Annotated in this window: 9 protein-coding genes; 6 read left to right on the top strand and 3 right to left on the bottom strand. The window is 66.4% G+C overall.

Annotated elements, in window-relative coordinates:
• Positions 1-186 precede the first annotated feature (186 nt).
• On the top strand, positions 187-1,206 hold the full coding sequence (locus tag EJV47_RS21680; protein WP_126695306.1) for a pectinesterase family protein: 1,020 nt from the start codon (positions 187-189) through the stop codon (positions 1,204-1,206).
• A 99-nt stretch (positions 1,207-1,305) separates the two neighbouring features.
• Here the strand turns inward: EJV47_RS21680 and EJV47_RS21685 are convergent, their stop codons facing one another.
• The 3 genes from EJV47_RS21685 to EJV47_RS21695 all read right to left on the bottom strand — a co-directional run bounded on the left by EJV47_RS21685 (position 1,306) and on the right by EJV47_RS21695 (position 7,417).
• Entirely contained in the window at positions 1,306-2,592 is a 1,287-nt protein-coding gene (locus EJV47_RS21685; RefSeq protein ID WP_126695307.1) for a hypothetical protein, read from the bottom strand.
• A 45-nt stretch (positions 2,593-2,637) separates the two neighbouring features.
• Positions 2,638-4,188, bottom strand: coding sequence for a SusD/RagB family nutrient-binding outer membrane lipoprotein (locus EJV47_RS21690; protein WP_126695308.1), 1,551 nt, complete (start codon positions 4,186-4,188; stop codon positions 2,638-2,640).
• A gap of 100 nt (positions 4,189-4,288) precedes the next feature.
• A complete protein-coding gene (locus EJV47_RS21695) occupies positions 4,289-7,417 on the bottom strand; it encodes a SusC/RagA family TonB-linked outer membrane protein (protein ID WP_126695309.1) in 3,129 nt (1,042 codons plus the stop codon).
• A 340-nt stretch (positions 7,418-7,757) separates the two neighbouring features.
• Between EJV47_RS21695 and nagB the strand changes: the two genes are divergently transcribed.
• From nagB to EJV47_RS21720, 5 genes are all read left to right on the top strand, one after another.
• Entirely contained in the window at positions 7,758-9,683 is a 1,926-nt protein-coding gene (gene nagB / locus EJV47_RS21700; RefSeq protein ID WP_126695310.1) for a glucosamine-6-phosphate deaminase, read from the top strand.
• 383 nt (positions 9,684-10,066) lie between these two features.
• Positions 10,067-13,318, top strand: coding sequence for a SusC/RagA family TonB-linked outer membrane protein (locus EJV47_RS21705; RefSeq protein ID WP_126695311.1), 3,252 nt, complete (start codon positions 10,067-10,069; stop codon positions 13,316-13,318).
• Between the two features lie 212 nt (positions 13,319-13,530).
• Complete coding sequence (locus EJV47_RS21710) at positions 13,531-14,850, top strand: RagB/SusD family nutrient uptake outer membrane protein (protein WP_126695312.1); 1,320 nt, start codon at positions 13,531-13,533, stop codon at positions 14,848-14,850.
• Positions 14,851-15,059: 209 nt separating this feature from the next.
• Positions 15,060-16,259: an acyltransferase family protein gene (locus EJV47_RS21715; protein ID WP_126695313.1), complete on the top strand. Its 1,200-nt coding sequence runs from the start codon at positions 15,060-15,062 to the stop codon at positions 16,257-16,259.
• A gap of 216 nt (positions 16,260-16,475) precedes the next feature.
• Positions 16,476-17,648, top strand: a complete 1,173-nt coding sequence (locus tag EJV47_RS21720; RefSeq protein ID WP_243651261.1) for an acyltransferase family protein — start codon at positions 16,476-16,478, stop codon at positions 17,646-17,648.
• Positions 17,649-17,661: the final 13 nt, after the last annotated feature.

The raw sequence follows: 17,661 nt of genomic DNA on the forward strand, positions 1-17,661 counted from the left end.
GGCTCGACCGGCGCGGCGCAGGGCCGCCTATATTCACGAAAAAAGTCGGTTTTTGCGCCGGGGTCGGCTTTTCGCCGGGGCAGATTGGGCTGAAGAGGCCGCCGAAGTTCCCACCGCTGCCGTCGTTTTGCCACCTTCGCGGCCTTCATCAAAGGCCGGTTTCTACTTTCTCGCTTGCTCGTAATCATGCGTCTTCATCCCGCGCTGCTGGCCGCGGCCCTGCTGCTGAGCGGCCCTGCCCTGTACGCCCAAACCACCCCGCCCGCGCCGGCCAAAGCCCCGGAGCCGCCCTCGTTCAACAAGTCGGTGCGGCTGGTAGTGGCTGCCGACGGCAGCGGCGACTACCGCAGCGTGCAGGAGGCCGTCATGGCCGTGCGCGACTTTATGCAGGTGGAGGCCGTCATCTTCATCAAAAACGGCACCTACCGCGAGAAGCTGCTCGTTCCCTCGCAGAAAACGCATATTACCCTGCTCGGGGAAAGCCAGCGGGGCGTCGTCATCAGCTGGGGCGACTATTCCGGCGACGCCGACAAGCACACCACCTACACGTCCTCGACGGTGCGGGTGCAGGGCAACGACTTCCGGGCCGAAAACCTGACCATCGAAAACACGGCCGGGCGGGTGGGCCAGGCCGTGGCCCTGCACGTGGAGGGCGACCGGGCCCAGCTGCGCGGCTGCCGCCTGCTGGGCAACCAGGATACGCTGTTTCTGGCCACCGAAAACAGCCGGCAGTACTACCTGGACTGCTACATCGAAGGTACCACCGACTTCATCTTCGGCGCGGCCACGGCCGTGTTTGAGCGCTGCGTCATCCACAGCAAGTCCGACTCGTACGTCACCGCCGCCTCCACCACGCCCCGGCAGGCCTTTGGGCTGGTGTTTTTCAGCTGCCGGCTGACGGCCGCGCCCGAGGCCCAAAAGGTGTACCTGGGCCGGCCCTGGCGCCCCCACGCCCGCACCGTGTTTATCGGCTGCGAGCTGGGCGCCCACATCCGCCCCGAGGGCTGGCACAACTGGGGCAATGCCGACAACGAGAAAACCGCCTTCTACGCCGAGTACCAGTCGAAAGGGCCCGGCGCGGGCAGCGCGGGGAGGGTGCAGTGGAGCCGGCAGCTCTCGGCCAAACAAGCCCGGCAGTACACCCCGGCGCGCATTTTTGCCAGCTCCGCGCCCTGGCTGCCGGCCGTGCGGCCAGCCCAGCCCTGAGCCTGGCGCCGCCCGTCCTGACTTGATGAGCCTTTCGAGGAAAGTAAAAAAGCCCGCCCAGAACAGTCTGGGCGGGCTTTTCAGCGGAGTAAAGGGCCGCTAGAGCGCCTTGTACTCGAAGGTGATGCGACCGGTGGAGCCGGAGGCGCTGGGCCGCACGCCGATGACGCGCAGCAGCATGGGCTCGGCTCCGCGCACGCGCACGGCAAACACGTCGTTGGGGGCGACGGGGCCGGGGTTGGCGGTCAGGGAAGCGGCGTTGGTGTACAGCAGCGTGCCCACCGCGTTGGCCGAGGCGTTGGCGAAATAGCCGGTGGCTACCGTAGCGGCCGGCACGCGGTAGTACAGCGTGGTGTTTTCGGCCCGCATGCCCAGGGTATTGGCGCCGGTGCTGGTGGTGGCCACGAAGGCGTAAGCGTCCTTGGTAGTGGCGGCCGCGCTGTTGAGCACGTTGGCGCCCAGGCGCAGGTCGTAGGCGGCTGAGTCCTGGGGCGAGCCGGCCCCGGCCGTGATGCGGCCCGTGCGCAGGCGCGTGAGGGCGGCGGGGGCCACGATGCTGACGGGCGCGGCCGTGACGGAAGCCGTGTACGGCCCGGCGTAGGCCGTGAAGCTGTACGTGACGTTCTGGCCTTGTGCCCCGGCCGGCACGCGCACGTCCACGGTGCGGGCGTTGGCGGCGCCGGTGCTCGGGTTTAGCACCACGCCCGCCCGCACCGGCGCACCCGCGCCGATGCGGTAGAAGGTCGTCAGGCTGTCCACGTTCTTGAACAGCGTGGCCGTGCTGGGCGTGGTTGGTATGGCGCCGATGCCGCCCTCGTTAATCACCAGGTTGTAGCCGATGATGTCGCCCTCCGCCTGGGCCGTGGCCGCGAGGTTGTTGCGGAAGTTGGTAATGGTAGTGGGCGAAGCGGTGGTGCCAAGGCGCAGGGTAGGGGCGGCGGCCACGTTGTAAGCGAAGCGGCGCAGGCGGGTGGCCCCGTTCTGGAAGGTGGTCGTCACGTCCACGCGCACCGGAATCTTGTTGGCCAGGTTCGCCGGCACCACGTACGGGATGACCAGCTCCGTGAGCCCCGAGGTGCCGATGGTGCCGCCGGCCGGCGTGGTGCTGACCACGGCCGAGTCCTGGCGGTTGACGACCTGGAACACGGTCACGTCGCGCACCTGGTCGGCGGCGTTGTAGCCCACCACCAGGCGCACGGTTTCGCCGGGGGCGTACTTGGTCTGCAGGCCGCTGGGCGCGGCGCCGATGGTCGCAAAGCCGCCGTCGTCCTGTACCTGGTAGGGCTTTTCAATTTCCTTTTCGCAGGCGCCGAGCGTGAGCAGGCCGGCTGCCAGCAGCGGCGACCAACGCAGCAGGCGGGGCTGCGGGTTAAGCAATATCTTCATGGGGAGAGCAATCAGTAGGGAGAAAAACTCGAGCAGCGCCGGGCATTACGGCTGGTCCCACCACACCGGAATCGTCACGTAATCCGGCCGGTTGCCGCCCGCCGCGTCCACGGCGCGCGGGTTGTAGAGCGTCTCGGTCTGCGGCGGGGCCAGGCGGCGCGGGAACTTGCGCTGCGTGGGGTCCGTCGGCACCGGGTTCAGGATGGGGTTGGCGCCGGCGGGGTACGCGTAGTTCACGTAGATGTCGGAGCGGAAGTCGTAGCGGCGCATATCCGACCACGACTCCGGGTTCAGGAACATGGCAATGTACTTCTGCTCCATGATGCGCTTTTCGGTCAAATCGGCTGCGGTCTGGGCCACGGCCGGGCTGGCCAGGTAGGCGTCGATCTGCCCCTGGGTGATAAGCGGGAACGTCACCGAAATGCCCTGCGAGGAGAAGGTGCCCCCGCCGCTGATTTTGCGGATGTGCGCCTCGATGCCCTGGCGGTAAGCCGTAAAGGCGCGGCTGCGGTTGCCCGCCTTCAGGGCCGCTTCGGCCTCGATGAACTTCAGCTCGTGGTAGGTCACCGTCTCGAAGTAGCCCAGGTCGCGGGCGTACCAGCTGTAGTAGAAGTCGGCCACGCCGCCGATGGTGGTGCCGCCGGCCGTGCCGGGATTGGCGCCCTGGCTGGCCGTATTGGCCATGACGGGCAGGCGCGGATCAACTACGCCGGGGTAGGTGGCGTTGGCGATGTTGCCGTTCAGGTAGCGCAGCAGGTTCAGCGAGTAGGTGCCGGTGGCAAAGTTGGCGCGGGTGGTGCCGAAGATGTTGGTGCTGCCCGTCACCGGGGGCACGGGCGTCTCAAACTGCAGCTGCGCGTCGTCGGCCGTGCCCTGGAAGCCCGCGTCGACGGCGGCCAGCACGGCGGTGGGGTTGTAGCTGCTTTTCTTGGTGAGGTGGTTGAGCTGCCGGGCCTTCAGCGAGTTGGCCAGCCGGATCCACTTCTGCGTGTCGCCGCGGTACAGGATGTCGCCGCTGATGCTGGGCGTGGTCAGGTACAGGGGGCGCAGGTTGGCCGAGCTGGGCTTCTGCATTTCCGCAATGCCCTCGTCGAGCAGGCGGAAGATAGTCTGGTACACCTGCTCCTGCGGGTCGTACTTGGGCGTGTAGTTGGCCGCGCCCTGGAACGCCTCGGAGTAGGGCACGTCGCCGAGCATGTCGGTGGCGTGGGCCAGGCTCATGGCCAGCGTGATTTTGGCCGCGCCCACGTAGTAGGGCGAGCCTTCCTGCTGCGCCGCGGCAATGGTGGCATTGAGGTTGCCGGCCGCGTAGAAGTACAGGTAATTAAACGTGTTGGTGCTGTTGCCGGTGGTGAAGTAGTACTGGTCGGTGCTGGCCGCGGGAGTACGGCGCACGACGTACTGGGTGATGTAAGCCGTGGTCAGCGAGGTAAACATCTGCTGCTGAAAAGCCTGCGAGATACCCCCGGGCAAAAGGAAGTTGGGCGTGGAAGAGACGGGGTTATTGGGGTCGGTATTGACGTTGAGGAAATCCTCGCACGACGTCAGCGCCCCGCCCCCCAGCAGCAAGCCCAGAAGGAGAAGGTATTTTTTCATCTGATGGAATTGTTAAATGGCTGCATGGCTAAATGGCTGGTCGTTCCAATTAGGTTCATGAACAATCAACCATTTGACCATTGAGCCATTCGGCCATTTATTAAAAATTCGCCCGGATGGCCATGTCCACGCCGCGGGTGGCGGGGGTGCTGCCGTAGTCGAAGCCGCCGGAGCCGCCGCCGCGCACGCCTGCGCCGGCCGAGGCGGTTTCGGGGTCGGCGCCCGAGTATTTGGTGAACAAGAGCAGGTTGCGGCCGGTCACCGACAGCTCCACGCCCTTCACGAAGGAGCCGCCCAGCCAGCTCTGGGGCAGGCGGTAGGCCAGCGTGGCGTAGCGCAGGCGCGTCCAGGAACCGTCTTCCACGAAGGCCCAGCCCGTGCCGGCGTACTGGTTGATGAAGTAGCCCTGCGTCAGCTCTACCGGGCGGGTGTTGGGCGCGTAGGTGCCGTCGGCATTGCGCACCACTCCGTCGATGATGGCGGTTTTGTAGCGGTCCAGGGTCCGCTCGCTCAGGCCGTTGCGCACCATCACCCACTCGTTGCCGTTGACCACCTTGCCGCCCTTGCGGAAGTCCATCATAAAGGCCAGCGAGAGGCCCTTGTAGCTTACCGTGTTGGTGACCTGCGTGGTGAAGTCGGGGGCCCGGTCGCCGGCGTACACGAACGTGCCGGCTACCACCGAGGGCAGGCCCGTGGTGGCGCTGATGATGGGCTGCCCGTTGTAGGGCGAGTTCGGGTCGTTGACGCGCTGATAGTCGATAACGCCGATGGAGGTGATGGGCCGGTCGGGGAAGGCGCTGCCGCGGGCCACGTCAATCACCCAGGAGTCCGACTGGTTTACCTCCGTCAGGAAGCTGGGCAGCTCCTTGGCGCGGTTCTCGTTGTGGAAGAAATTGGCCAGGATGTCCCAGGTGAAGCCGTTGTCCAGCTGCACCGGCTTGCCCGACAAGGCAATTTCCACGCCCCGGTTTACCACCGTGCCGCCGTTGATGTACTGCAGGATAAAGCCCGAAGCCTGGCTCACGCGCGGGGCAATGAGCTGGTCACGGGTTTCGGCGTAGTAGTAGCCCGCGTCGAGGCCCAGGCGGCCTTTCAGGAACTGCAGGTCGAGGCCCACCTCGTAGGAGCGGGTGCGCTCGGGCTTAAGCTGGGAGTTCGAGCCGAAGAAGCCCAGGCGGAAACCCTGCCCGATGTAGGTGCTCTGCGCCAGCGGCGACTCCACCCGGTACGGGCCGGTGTCCTTGCCCACCTCGGCCACGGCCAGGCGCAGCTTGCCGTAGCTCAGCCAGGCGTTGTTGTCGAGGCCCAGGGTGCGGGTAAACTCGTAGCCGGCCGTAGCCGAGCCGTAGAAGAAGCCCTGGCCGTAGTTCTTGCCCTTGTCCGGCCGCGGCAGGGTCGACGACATGTCGTAGCGGCCGCTCAGCTCCAGCGTCACCTGCCGGAACAAATCGAAGTTCAGGCGGGCAAAATTGCCCACTAGGCGCCGCAGGGAGTTGGTGGTCAGCGCCCCGCGGTTTACCGTGTTGTTGATGGAGTTGAAGTTGGGCGAGCGGAACACCAGACCGATGATGTCGGTGCTTTCGCGGCGGCCCTGTTCCACGGTGTTGCCCAGCAGCAGCGTGGCGCCGATGTTCTCGCCGAAGTTGCGCGTGAACTGGGCCGTGAAGTTGGAGTTGAGCAGGCGGCTCTGGGTGGTCGTTTCCGAGATGCCGCCGTCCTGGTTGCCGGGCTGCGAGGTGCCGATGGCCCGCACCGAGCGCACCTGCTCGGTGTACACGTCGGTGCCCAGGTTGTAATTCAGGGTAATCCAGCTGGTGGGCTGGTAGGTCAGCTGGGCGTTACCGATGAGGCGGTTGGTGCGGTCCGTCACCGGGTTGCGGTCGGCCGTGAAGTAAGGGTTATCGGGGTCGGAGGAACCTACCCCGCCGATGAGGCGGCGGCGCGTGCCGTCGGGGTTCAGGTAGTTGCGCGCGTCGTCGTTGCGCGGCCAGGTGAGCAGGCTCACGAAGTAGCCGCCGGTGCCGCCGAACAGGCCCGGGCCCTGCAGGGAGCGGCGCCCGCCCGAGTTCAGGTACTGGGCCGAGCCCTGGGCCGAAATCTTGGGCGAAAACTTCATCGTGCCCGACAGGCGTACCGTCGATTTGTTGAAGTCGGAGCCCGGCACCACGCCGGTCTGATCCAGGTGCGAGGCCGAGAGCAGGAAGGAACCCTTCTCGGTGCCGCCGGTCATGGTCAGGTAGTTCTGCCAGGATTTGGCCTTGCCGAAATAGTTGCCCAGGTTGTCGTACACCTGCTCGCCGGGGGCAAACTGCGGCCCCCACGACAGACGCGTGGTCGGGTCGAACACGCCGGCGGTGCCCTGCTTGTAGACGTTCTGCAGCTTGGGCAGGCGGTTGATTTCGTCCACCGAGTACTGGGTGCGGTAGTCGATGCTCACAGCCCCGGCTTTGCCCTTCTTGGTGGTGATGATGACGGCCCCGTTGGCGGCGCGCAGCCCGTACAGGGCCGCGGCGGCCGGGCCCTTCAGCACCGTCATGCTCTCGATGTCCTCGGGGTTGATGTCGGCGGCGCGGTTGGGCGAGGCCACCGAGCGGCCCAGGATGCCGTTGAAGGCCGAGCCCCCGCCGGGCGCCGTCGACTCCACGAAGGAGGAGTTGTCCATGATGATGCCGTCAATCACGAACAGGGGCTGGTTGTCGCCGTCGAGCGAGTTGCCGCCCCGGATGACGATGGCCGCGCCTTCGCCGGGCGCCCCGCCGGAACTGGTCACCTGCACGCCCGCCACCTTGCCCTGCAGGGCATTGACGATGTTGGGCTGGCGCGACTCGATGATGTCCTTGGCCGTGACCTGCTGGGCGCCGTAGTTGATCTGGCGGCGCTCCTGCTGAATGCCGTAGGCCGTCGTGATTTTAACCTCCTGCAGCTGGGTGGTGTTGGCGGCCAGGGCCACGTCCACCGAGGAGTTGTCGCCCACGGCGCGCTCCACCGCGTCGTAGCCGATGAAGCTGAACACCAGCGTAGCGCCCGCGGGCACCTGCAAAGTATAGCGGCCGTCGGAGCCGGTTTGGGCGCCGGTGGTGGTGCCCTTCACCACCACGTTCACCCCGGGCAGGGGCGAGCGGTCGGTGGCGGCCGTCACCACGCCCGTTACGGTGCGCGTCTGCTGGGCCAAGGCCGGCTGCGCCAGCGCGAGGCCGGGCACGGCTAATGACCATAAAAGTTTATTCATAGAGCAATGGGAAAAGGATGAGAAAAGGGGCGAAAACAGAACGTGCGCGGCTATATAGCCGCGCACGGATGCAAATTCAGGTGTGGGGGAGGCAGAAGCGGCAAACGGAGCAAAAAGCTGACATAGAGCCGGAATCGAAGACGGAAAAACGGTTGGCCGCCGGCGGGTGGGGCGCGCGTCGGCCGGAAATGGGGCGTGGGAGCTTGTAAAGTAAGATTAAAATAGCGGGAAGCATAAACAAATTCAGCAAGCAAGAGACGGCCGAAACTTTGAATGATGCAAGTTGACCGCGCCCGGGTAAAAGCCTTTACCTTGGCAGCGCCCACCAACCCCGCCCGCCATGCACTCAGCTGCCCGCGCCCAGGAGCGCGTCCCCGTCCAGGTTTACCCCGATTCCGAGCAGGCTTCCGTGGCCGTGGCCCGGCAGATTGCCGACCTCATCCGCGCCCGTGCCGCCGAGGGCCGCCCCGCCGTGCTGGGCCTGGCCACCGGCTCCACGCCCACCCGCGTGTACGAGGAGCTGGTGCGCCTGCACCGCGAGGAAGGCCTCTCGTTCCGGAACGTCGTCACCTTCAACCTCGACGAGTACTTCCCCATGGCGCCCGACTCCTTGCAGAGCTACGTGCGCTTCATGCACGAGTACCTGTTCGACCACATCGACGTGCCGGCCGGCAGCATCCACATCCCCGACGGCACCGTGCCGGCCGAGCAGGTGGCCGAGTACTGCCGCCGCTACGAGGAGCAGATCCGCGAGGCCGGCGGCATCGACCTGCAGCTGCTCGGCATCGGGCGCACCGGCCACATCGGCTTCAACGAGCCCGGCTCCGGCGCCCGCTCGCGCACCCGCCTCATCACCCTCGACCACATCACCCGCACCGACGCGGCCTCCGACTTCTACGGCGAGGAAAACGTGCCGCGCCGGGCCCTGACCATGGGCGTGGGCTCCATCCTCGACGCCCGCCAGATTATCATGATGGCCTGGGGCGAGGGCAAGGCCGCCGTGGTGAAGCGCACCGTGGAGGGCGAGCCGACCGACTCGGTGCCGGCCACCTACCTGCAGCAGCACCCGGCCGTGCAGGTGGTGCTCGACGAGGCCGCCGCCGCCGAGCTGACGCGCCGCAAAACGCCCTGGCTGGCCGGCCTCGACAGCAACTGGCAGGACGCGGCCACCGTGCGCAAGGCCGTGACCTGGCTGGCCCGGCAGCTGCAGAAGCCCATCCTCAAGCTCACCGACGAGGACTACAACGAAAACGGCCTCTCCGATTTGCTGGCCACCTCCGACACCCAGGCCTACGGCCTGAACATTCGCGTCTTCAACGAGCTGCAGCACACCATCACCGGCTGGCCCGGCGGCAAGCCCAATGCCGACGACACCCACCGCCCCGAGCGGGCCGCGCCCTTCCCCAAGCGCGTGCTCATCTTCTCCCCGCACCCCGACGACGACGTTATCAGCATGGGCGGCACCCTGCTGCGCCTCGTCGACCAGGGCCACGAGGTGCACGTGGCCTACCAGACCTCCGGCAACATTGCCGTGTTCGACGACGAGGCCATCCGCTTCGCCGACTTCGTGGCCGACTACGACCAGGCCCTGCGCCTGCCCGGGGAGCAGCCCGCTGAGCAGCTCTACCAGCGCATATCGGAGTTTCTGCGCCGCAAGGCCCCCGGGCAGGTCGATTCGGCCGAGGTGCAGCAGATCAAGGGGCTCATCCGGCGCGGCGAGGCCAAATCGGCGCTACGCCTCGCCGGCCTCGACCCCGACGAGCGGGCCCACTTCCTCGACTTGCCCTTCTACGAAACCGGCCGGGTGCGCAAAAAGCCCATCGGGGAGGAGGACATTCAGATTACCATCGACCTGCTCAACCGCCTGCAGCCCCAGCAGATTTACGCCGCCGGCGACCTGTCGGACCCGCACGGTACGCACCGGGTGTGCCTGGCCGCCATTATGCAGGCCGTGCAGCGCCTCAAGGCCGAAGGCGCCGCGTGGCTGCAGGACTGCTGGGTGTGGCTGTACCGCGGTGCCTGGCAGGAGTGGGACATCGACCAGATTGAAATGGCCGTGCCCCTCTCGCCCCAGGAGCTGACGCGCAAGCGCCGCGCCATCTTCAAGCACCAGTCGCAGAAAGACCGGCCGCTGTTCCCCGGGGCCGACCAGCGGGAGTTCTGGCAGCGGGCCGAGGAGCGCAACCGCACCACCGCCAAAATCTACGACCAGCTCGGCCTGCCCGAGTACGAGGGCATCGAGGCCTTCGTGCGCTGGCAGTACTGAGCCCGGCCATGCGGCAGTCCGCCCGGCTTGATGCTACTGCATAGTTCTTGGACTATGTAAAGCGGCGCGCCATATTGCAAGGTCCCGTTAGGCGGCGGTCCGCGGCTCCGAAACCCTGGGGTTCGGAGCCGCGGACCGCCGGTTTTTTGCGTGGTTTCTGACGGTGCCGGGTGGAATCGGACAGCGGTTTTTTGCGGGCTGACCGGGCGGAGAGGCGGCTTTCAGCGGGAGTAGCGGCACCACTGGCCGGGGTGCGGGGTGCGGGCCCATTCGAGTAGTCGGCTTTGCGGGCGGAGCCAATTTTTCAAACAGCATTAATGTGTTATTAAAACTTGTACATTACTCAGGCATTCCATTCACTTCCCACCTTTTCCTGTTCCCTTATGCGCAACATCTACTTATGGGCGCGGCCCCTGCTGCTGGGCGGCTGCCTGATTCCCGGACTACTGCCCCCGGCCACCGTGGTGGCGCAGGCGGTGCAGCAGTCGTACACGCTGCAGGGCCGGGTGACGGACGGCCGCGGCCAGGGCCTGCCAGGCGCCACCGTGCTGGTAGAAGGCACCACCCAGGGCGCCTCCACCGATGCCGATGGCAACTACCGCTTCACGGCCCAGCTCAAGCCGGGCAGCTACGCGCTGCAGGTGTCCATCATCGGCTACCAGCCCCAGAGCCGCCCGCTCACGCTGGGCACGGCCGACGCCGTGACAACCGACATCAGCCTGAGCGAGGCCCGGCAGAACCTTGATGACGTGGTGGTTATCGGCTCGACGGTGAGCGTGAACCGCCGCGAGCTGGGCAACGCCATCAACACGGTGCAGGGCAAGGAGCTGACGCAGAGCGGCTCGCCCCAGGTGCTGAACTCCTTGCAGGGCAAGGTGCCCGGCGCCCAGATCGTGCAGAACTCCGGCGACCCTTCCGGGGCCATGTCGGTGCGGCTGCGCGGCATTCACTCCCTGGCCGGCTCTTCGGACCCGCTCTACGTCATCGACGGGGTGATTGTGAGCAACGCCAGCATCAACGTGTCGCAGCTGGCGGTGACCAGCGACGTGGGCGTGGCCAACACCGGGCAGAACCGCCTGGCCGACCTGAACCCTAACGACATTGCCAGCATCAACGTCATCAACGGGGCGGCGGCGGCGGCGCAGTACGGCTCCCGGGCCGCCAACGGGGTGGTCATCATCACCACCAAGCGCGGGCAGGCCGGGCAGGTGCGGGTGACGGCCTACACCAGCTTCAACATGAACGAGCTGCGCCATATGGTGCCGGTGAATACCTACGGCAAGCAGTTCGGGGCCGATACGTACCCGACCCGTAACCCGGACGGCTCGCTGACCACCAACACGTTCCGGCTGTATTCTATCGGCTCGGCCGCCCCGCTGCAGTCGGCCAACATTCCGGTGCCGGGCCTGACGACGACCGTCATCAACCGGGCCAACGCCAACACCCCGCTGGCCACCAACCTGGTGGACGTGACGCGCTACAACTACTTCGAGGACATCTTCCAGCGCGGCTACGGCACCGATAACGGCGTCTCGCTGACGGGCGGCTCGGAAGGGACGCAGTATTTCGTGTCGGGCGGCTACCTCAAAAACCAGGGCATCATCCGCGGCACGGCCTTCACCCGCTACAACCTGCGCGCCCGCGTGGACCAGCGCCTGGCCAAGTGGGCCAAGGTGACGGCCGGGCTGGCCTACAGCAACAGCCTGGCCGACGAAAAGGCCAACGGCAACGTGTTCTACAGCCCCATCAACTCGGTCAACATCACCAACAACATCTACGACATCAACCGCCGCGACGCCAGCGGCAACCTGCTGGCCGTGGAGCCCACCCGCGTGAACCCGCTCTCGACCATCGAGGACATGAAGTTTACCCAGCGCGTGAGCCGCACCATTAGCGACGTGCAGGTGAACCTGACCCCGTTCAAGGGCTTCTCGGTGGACTACGTGTTCGGGGCCGACGTGTACGGGCAGGAGGGGCAGAGCTACATCCGGCCCTACCCGTACCAGGCCGTGGCCGGGCTGCCCGCCCAGCGCTACCCGCAGGGCTACGCCGCCAACGGCCTGGCCAACGCCCTGCTGCTGAACTCCGACGTGAACGTGGGCTACGAGCGGCCCCTGGGCGAGTCGTTCAAGGTGTCGCTCCTGGGCGGCTACAGCTACCAGTACAGCCGCCAGCAGGTCACGCGCACCCAGGGCCAGAACCTGACGCCCTTCATCACCACCGTGAGCGGGGCGGCCAGCACCACCGTCACCTCGGGCTTCGACCTGGACCAGTTCGACCTGAGCGGGGCCTACGTGCAGGGCACCCTGGGCTACCGCAACCTGGCCTTTCTGACCGGGGCCGTGCGCCGCGACCGGTCGTCGAAGTTCTCTGAGGGCTCAACCAACCAGCTCTACCCCAAAGTCAGCGGTTCCCTGGTGCTGTCGGATTTGGGCTTCTGGCAGAACGCGAGCTACAACAAGGCCTTCAACGCCCTGAAGCTGCGGGCCAGCTACGGCGAGGCCGGCAACCTGAACGGCATCAACAGCTACGAGCGGTTCTACCAGTTTCTGCCGGTGGGCTTTCTGGGCCGCAATACCTTTCTGCCCGGCTCGCAGCTGGCCAACCCCGACGTGCGCCCCGAGCGGGTAGCCGAAATCGAGGCCGGCGCCGATTTGGGCTTCCTGGGCGACCGGCTGGGCCTGGGCGTGACGGTGTACCGCCAGAAAACCGAGGACCTGGTGGTGCGCCGCAACCTGGCGCCCTCCACCGGCGGGGCTACCATCACCAACAACGTGGCGTCGCTGGAAAACAAGGGGCTGGAGGTGCAGCTGACGGCCGCGCCGGTGCGCACCAAGGATTTCAACTGGGACGTGGCGCTGCTCTTCAACCGCAACCGCAACAAGGTGCTGGACCTGCCGGGCACTAACGGGGCGGTGCAGGCCATTTCCGTCGACAACGTGGCCGGGGCGCCGGTGTACCTGCTGGCCGGGCAGCCGGTGGGCGTGTTCTACGGCTCGGGCTACGCCCGCAACCCCGACGGCTCCCTGCTGCTCACGCCGCAGGGCTTCCCGCAGGACGAGCGCACCCGCGACCAGGCCGTGGGCTCGGTGGACTTCGTGCCGGCCCGGGAGGGCAACGGGCAGCCCAGCTACGCCACCGGCACGGCCATTGCCAACGTGCTCATCGGCAACCCCAACCCGAAGTGGACGGGCTCGTTCAGCACCAGCCTGAGCTACCGCAAACTCTCCCTGCGGGTGCTGCTCGACGCGGTGCAGGGCGTGGACGTGTTCAACGCCGACAAGCGCACCCGGCAGGGTGTGGGCCTGGGCGATTTGGCCGAAAAGGAGCTGCGCGGGGAGCTGCCGCGGGGCTACATCTTCGCCATCTACAACACCCAGGAATTCCGCATCGACGACGGCTCCTTCGTGAAGCTGCGCGAGGCTGCCCTGAGCTACGATTTGCCCACGTTCAGCCCGCTGATCCGCAGCCTGAACGTGTCGCTGGTGGGGCGCAACCTGATTTCCTGGGACAACTACAACGGCTTCGACCCAGAAACCAGCGCCGGCGGCGCCTCCGACCTGCTGCGCGCCATCGACTTCGGCAACGTGCCCATCCCGCGCACTTACCAGGTGAAGCTGACGGCCTCGTTCTAGCGCTTATGTAGAACGGCCGGCTAAGTCCACCAGCACGTCATGCAGAGCAAAGCGAAGCATCTCGCTCGGGTACTAATCTTCTCGTTGAACGAAGATTTTACCCGCAAACGTCAGCACGCGAGGTGTCTCGACAAGCTCGACATGACGGGCGGGAGAACCGACATGACGGCCAGGAGCCTTTGGCCTGAAACACTACCCTTTCGCACTTTCCCATGAAACGATACTTGCTTCTGCTGCCGCTGCTGGCCCTCGGGCTGGGCGGCTGCAACAAAGAATACCTGAACCCGAGCACCGCCAGCCAGGAGCAGGTGGTAGCCACTTCCGACGGGCTGATAACCGTGTGCAACGGCCTGCAGTACCGCTACACCACCGGCGGGGCGCTGAGTCCGCTCTACAACATCGTGGCCTCGGGCGGGCTGACCACCCGCGAGCTGAACGTCATCAACGTCGGCAACATCGAGGAGTACAACGTGAGCCTGGGCGCCGGCAGCCTCACCAACAGCAACATTGTGGTGCGCAACCTCTGGACGCAGACCCAGCTGGTGAAGGCCAACGCCGACCTGGTGCTGGCCAATGCCGGCAACGCCGCCGACCCGGGCACCCGCAGCGGCATCGTGGCCTACGCCAGCATCTTCCGGGCCCTGGCCCTGGGCACGCAGGCGCAGTTTTTCGAGCAGGGGCCGCTGGCCGCGGGCGAAAACGCCGCCTTCGTGCCCCGGGTACAGCTGCTGCAGTCGGCCGTGGCGCAGCTGGAAGCCGCCGCCACCCAGCTGGCCGCCGCGCCGGTGTCGGCCGACTTTACCAGCAAGATTGTGCCCGGCATCAACCTGCCCAATACCCTGCAGGCCCTTATTGCCCGCTACAGCCTGCTGGCCGGCGACTACGACAAGGCCATTGCCGCCGCCGGCCGGGTGGACCTGGCCAGCCGCTCGGTGTTCAACTTCGACGACAACACCCGCAACCCGCTGTTCGAGGTGACCTTCGGCAACCGCAACGTGTACGAGCCCACCGACGTGAATCTGGGCCTGCCCGCCGCCCTGGCCCCGGAGGCTAACGACCGGCGCATTCCATTCTACACCCGCGCCGCGCCCACGTCCACCCAGAACCGCGGCACCGGCTTCTACACCGCCGCCAACGCCCCAATTCCGGTGTATCTGCCCGGCGAGATGCTGCTGATCCGGGCCGAGGCCTACGCCCGCAAAAACGACCTGGCAGGCGCCGTAACCGAGCTGAACCGCGTGCGCACCAGCACCGCCGCCGCTACCACCGGTACCGGCGGCCTGCCCACCGCGCCCCCCGGCGCCGGCCTAGCGGCCTACAGCGGCCCCCAAACCCAGGAGGCCATCCTGCTCGACATCTACCGGCAGCGGCAGGTGGAGCTGGCCTTCCAGGGCTTCCGCCTGGAGGACAGCCGCCGCTTCAACCGGCCCGCGCCCGGCACCACCGGCGCCGAGCGCAACCGCAACTACTTCCCGTACCCGCGGGTGGAGCGCGAAAACAACCCCTCGACCCCGGCCGACCCGGCTATCTAGGACCGCAGATCTGACGGATGGCTGAACGGATAGAAACGGATTCGTTCATGACGTTCGGGTGGTGCCACGGCTCTGAAGCCGTGGCACCACTATTTTTAAGCCGCGCCCCTCGGGGCTGTCGGGCCCGCCGCGTAGCAACGTCACGCCGAGCCTTACCTTCCGGGTAGCATCCCTTCCATCCGTTCCTGCATCCGTTTTCATCCGAGGTTATGCAATCCACCACCCAGGCTGCCGAAGCCACCACCCACACCCAGCCGCTGGCCGAACCGAAGGAAGGCGCAAGCCAGGCCTCGCAGCCGGGCCGCCTCGTCTCGCTCGACGTATTCCGCGGCCTCACCGTCATGGCCATGATTCTGGTGAACAACCCCGGCAGCTGGGGCCACATCTACGCGCCGCTGGAGCACGCCGAGTGGAACGGCTGCACGCCCACCGACCTGATTTTCCCCTTTTTCCTCTTCATCGTGGGCGTGTCGGTGGTGTACGCGCTGAGCGGCATCAAGGCCCGGGGCGGCCCGCTGGGGCCCACCATCGGGCGGGTACTGCGGCGCGGGGCGGTGCTCTTCGCGCTGGGCTTGTTTATGGCCCTGTTTCCGAAGTTCGAGTTCGGCACGGTGCGCATTCTGGGCGTGCTGCAGCGCATCGGGCTGGTGTTCGGGGCCTGCGGAGTGCTGTTTCTGACCACCTCGCGCCGCACCCAGCTCTGGCTGATTGCCGGTATCCTCGTCGGCTACCACCTGCTGCTGCTCATCCCCGCGCCCGGTCAGGCCGAAGCCCTGCTGCTGCCCGGCAAGGATATCGGCGCCTGGCTCGACCGCACCGTGCTGAGCGAGGCGCACCTGTGGAAGCAAAGCCGCACCTGGGACCCGGAAGGCCTGCTCGGCACGCTGCCGGCCATTGCCACCGGCCTGCTGGGCGTGGTGGCCGGCCAGTGGCTGCGCCGCCCCGACGTAGCCCCGGCCGAAAAAGTCGTCTGGCTGTTCATCGACGGGGGCGCGCTGCTGGTGCTGGGCATGATCTGGAACAGCTGGCTGCCCGTCAACAAGAGCCTGTGGACCAGCTCCTATGTGCTCTATACCGGCGGCTACGCCATTTGCTCCCTGGCCCTGCTCTACTGGCTGTGCGACGTGCAGCAGTGGCGCCGCTGGATTCAGCCCGCGCTCTGGTACGGCGTCAACGCCATTACCGTGTTCTTCCTCTCCGGTATCATTGCCCGCAGCCTGGGTTTGCTTAAAACCACCGACGCCGCCGGCCAGACGGTGAGCTGGAAAGACTACCTCTACCACTCGTTCTTCACGCCCGTCTTTACCGACCCGCGCAACGCCTCCCTGGCCGGCGCCCTCACCTGCGTGCTCATCTGGCTGGTGGTGCTCGGCCTGATGTACCGCCGCCGCATCATCATCAAAGTCTGAATCACGGATTTAGACGGATTTCTCGGATTTCACGGATTTTGTGGACGATTATCCCGCTGGAACGTCATGTCGAGCATCAAGCGAGGATCGAGACATCTCGCTGGATAGTAATTGCTTCGTTGAATGATTGATTAACTACCCGACGTCAGCACGCGAGATGTCTCGGCTTCGCTCGACAGGACGTTCTACATTAGCCCTGATACCCAATCCCGCCGCATGCAATCCACCGACCAGGCCGCCCAGGCTACCACCCACACCACGCCCGTGGCCGAAACTTCCGGCCCAGGTCGCCTGCTGGCCCTCGACGTGTTCCGCGGGCTGACGGTGATGATGATGCTGCTGGTCAACTACATCGGGCCGCCGCCGACCTACGAGCTGTTCGGGCACCGCGAGTGGCACGGCTGCAGCCCCGCCGATCTGGTGTTTCCCTTCTTCCTGTTCATTGCCGGCGTGTCGTTGGTGTACGGCCTCGGCGGGGCCCGGCGCGAGCCGGCCCGGCAGGGCCGCGCCCTGCTCACGGTGCTGCGCCGGGTGCTGCTGCTGCTGGCCCTGGGCATGCTCATCGACCTGGTGCCGAAGTTCTACTTCACTTCTTTCCGCATTCCCGGGGTGCTGCAGCGCATCGGGCTGGTGTTTGGCATCTGCGCCGTGCTCTTCCTCAAAACCCGCTGGCGCACCCAGCTGCTGACGCTGGCCGGCCTGCTCATCGGCTACAACCTGCTCATGGCCCTGGTGCCCGTGCCCGGCGTGGGCGCGGCCAACCTGGGCCGCCTCACCAACCTCGGCACTTGGCTCGACCGGCTCGTCTTCACCCACCGCCACCTCTACAACGAGCTGGAGGCCCACGACCCCGAAGGCCTGCTTTCCACCCTGCCCGCCATCGGGACGGGGCTGCTGGGCGTGCTGTGCGGGCAGTGGCTGCGCCAGCCGCGCCCGGTGGCCGAGCGGGTGGCCTGGCTGCTGGCCGCCAGCTTCGGGCTGATTGGGCTGGGGCTGATCTGGAACGGCTGGTTTCCCATCAACAAGCAGCTCTGGACCAGCTCCTACGTGCTCTATACCGGCGGCATTGCCGGGGCTGGCCTGGGCACCCTTTACTGGCTCTGCGACGTGCAGCAGTGGCGCCGCGGCACCACGCTGCCCCTCGTCTTCGGCGTCAACGCCCTGACGATTTACGCCCTGTCGGAAATGGGCCAGCAGCTGCTGGAGCTGACCCGGCGCCTGCCCGACGGCAGCAAGCAGCCCCTGCGCCTGTGGCTCTACGACCAGCTGTTCCTGCCGTATTTCGGCTACAGCCGCCCCGGTACCTTCGTCTATTCCCTCATCTACGCGGCCCTCTGGGGCCTGGTGGCCTGGTGGATGTACCGCCGCCGCATCATCGTCAAAATCTAAATCCGTTCCAATC

It is taken from the genome of Hymenobacter gummosus, from assembly GCF_003970915.1.
Taxonomy (GTDB): domain Bacteria; phylum Bacteroidota; class Bacteroidia; order Cytophagales; family Hymenobacteraceae; genus Solirubrum; species Solirubrum gummosum.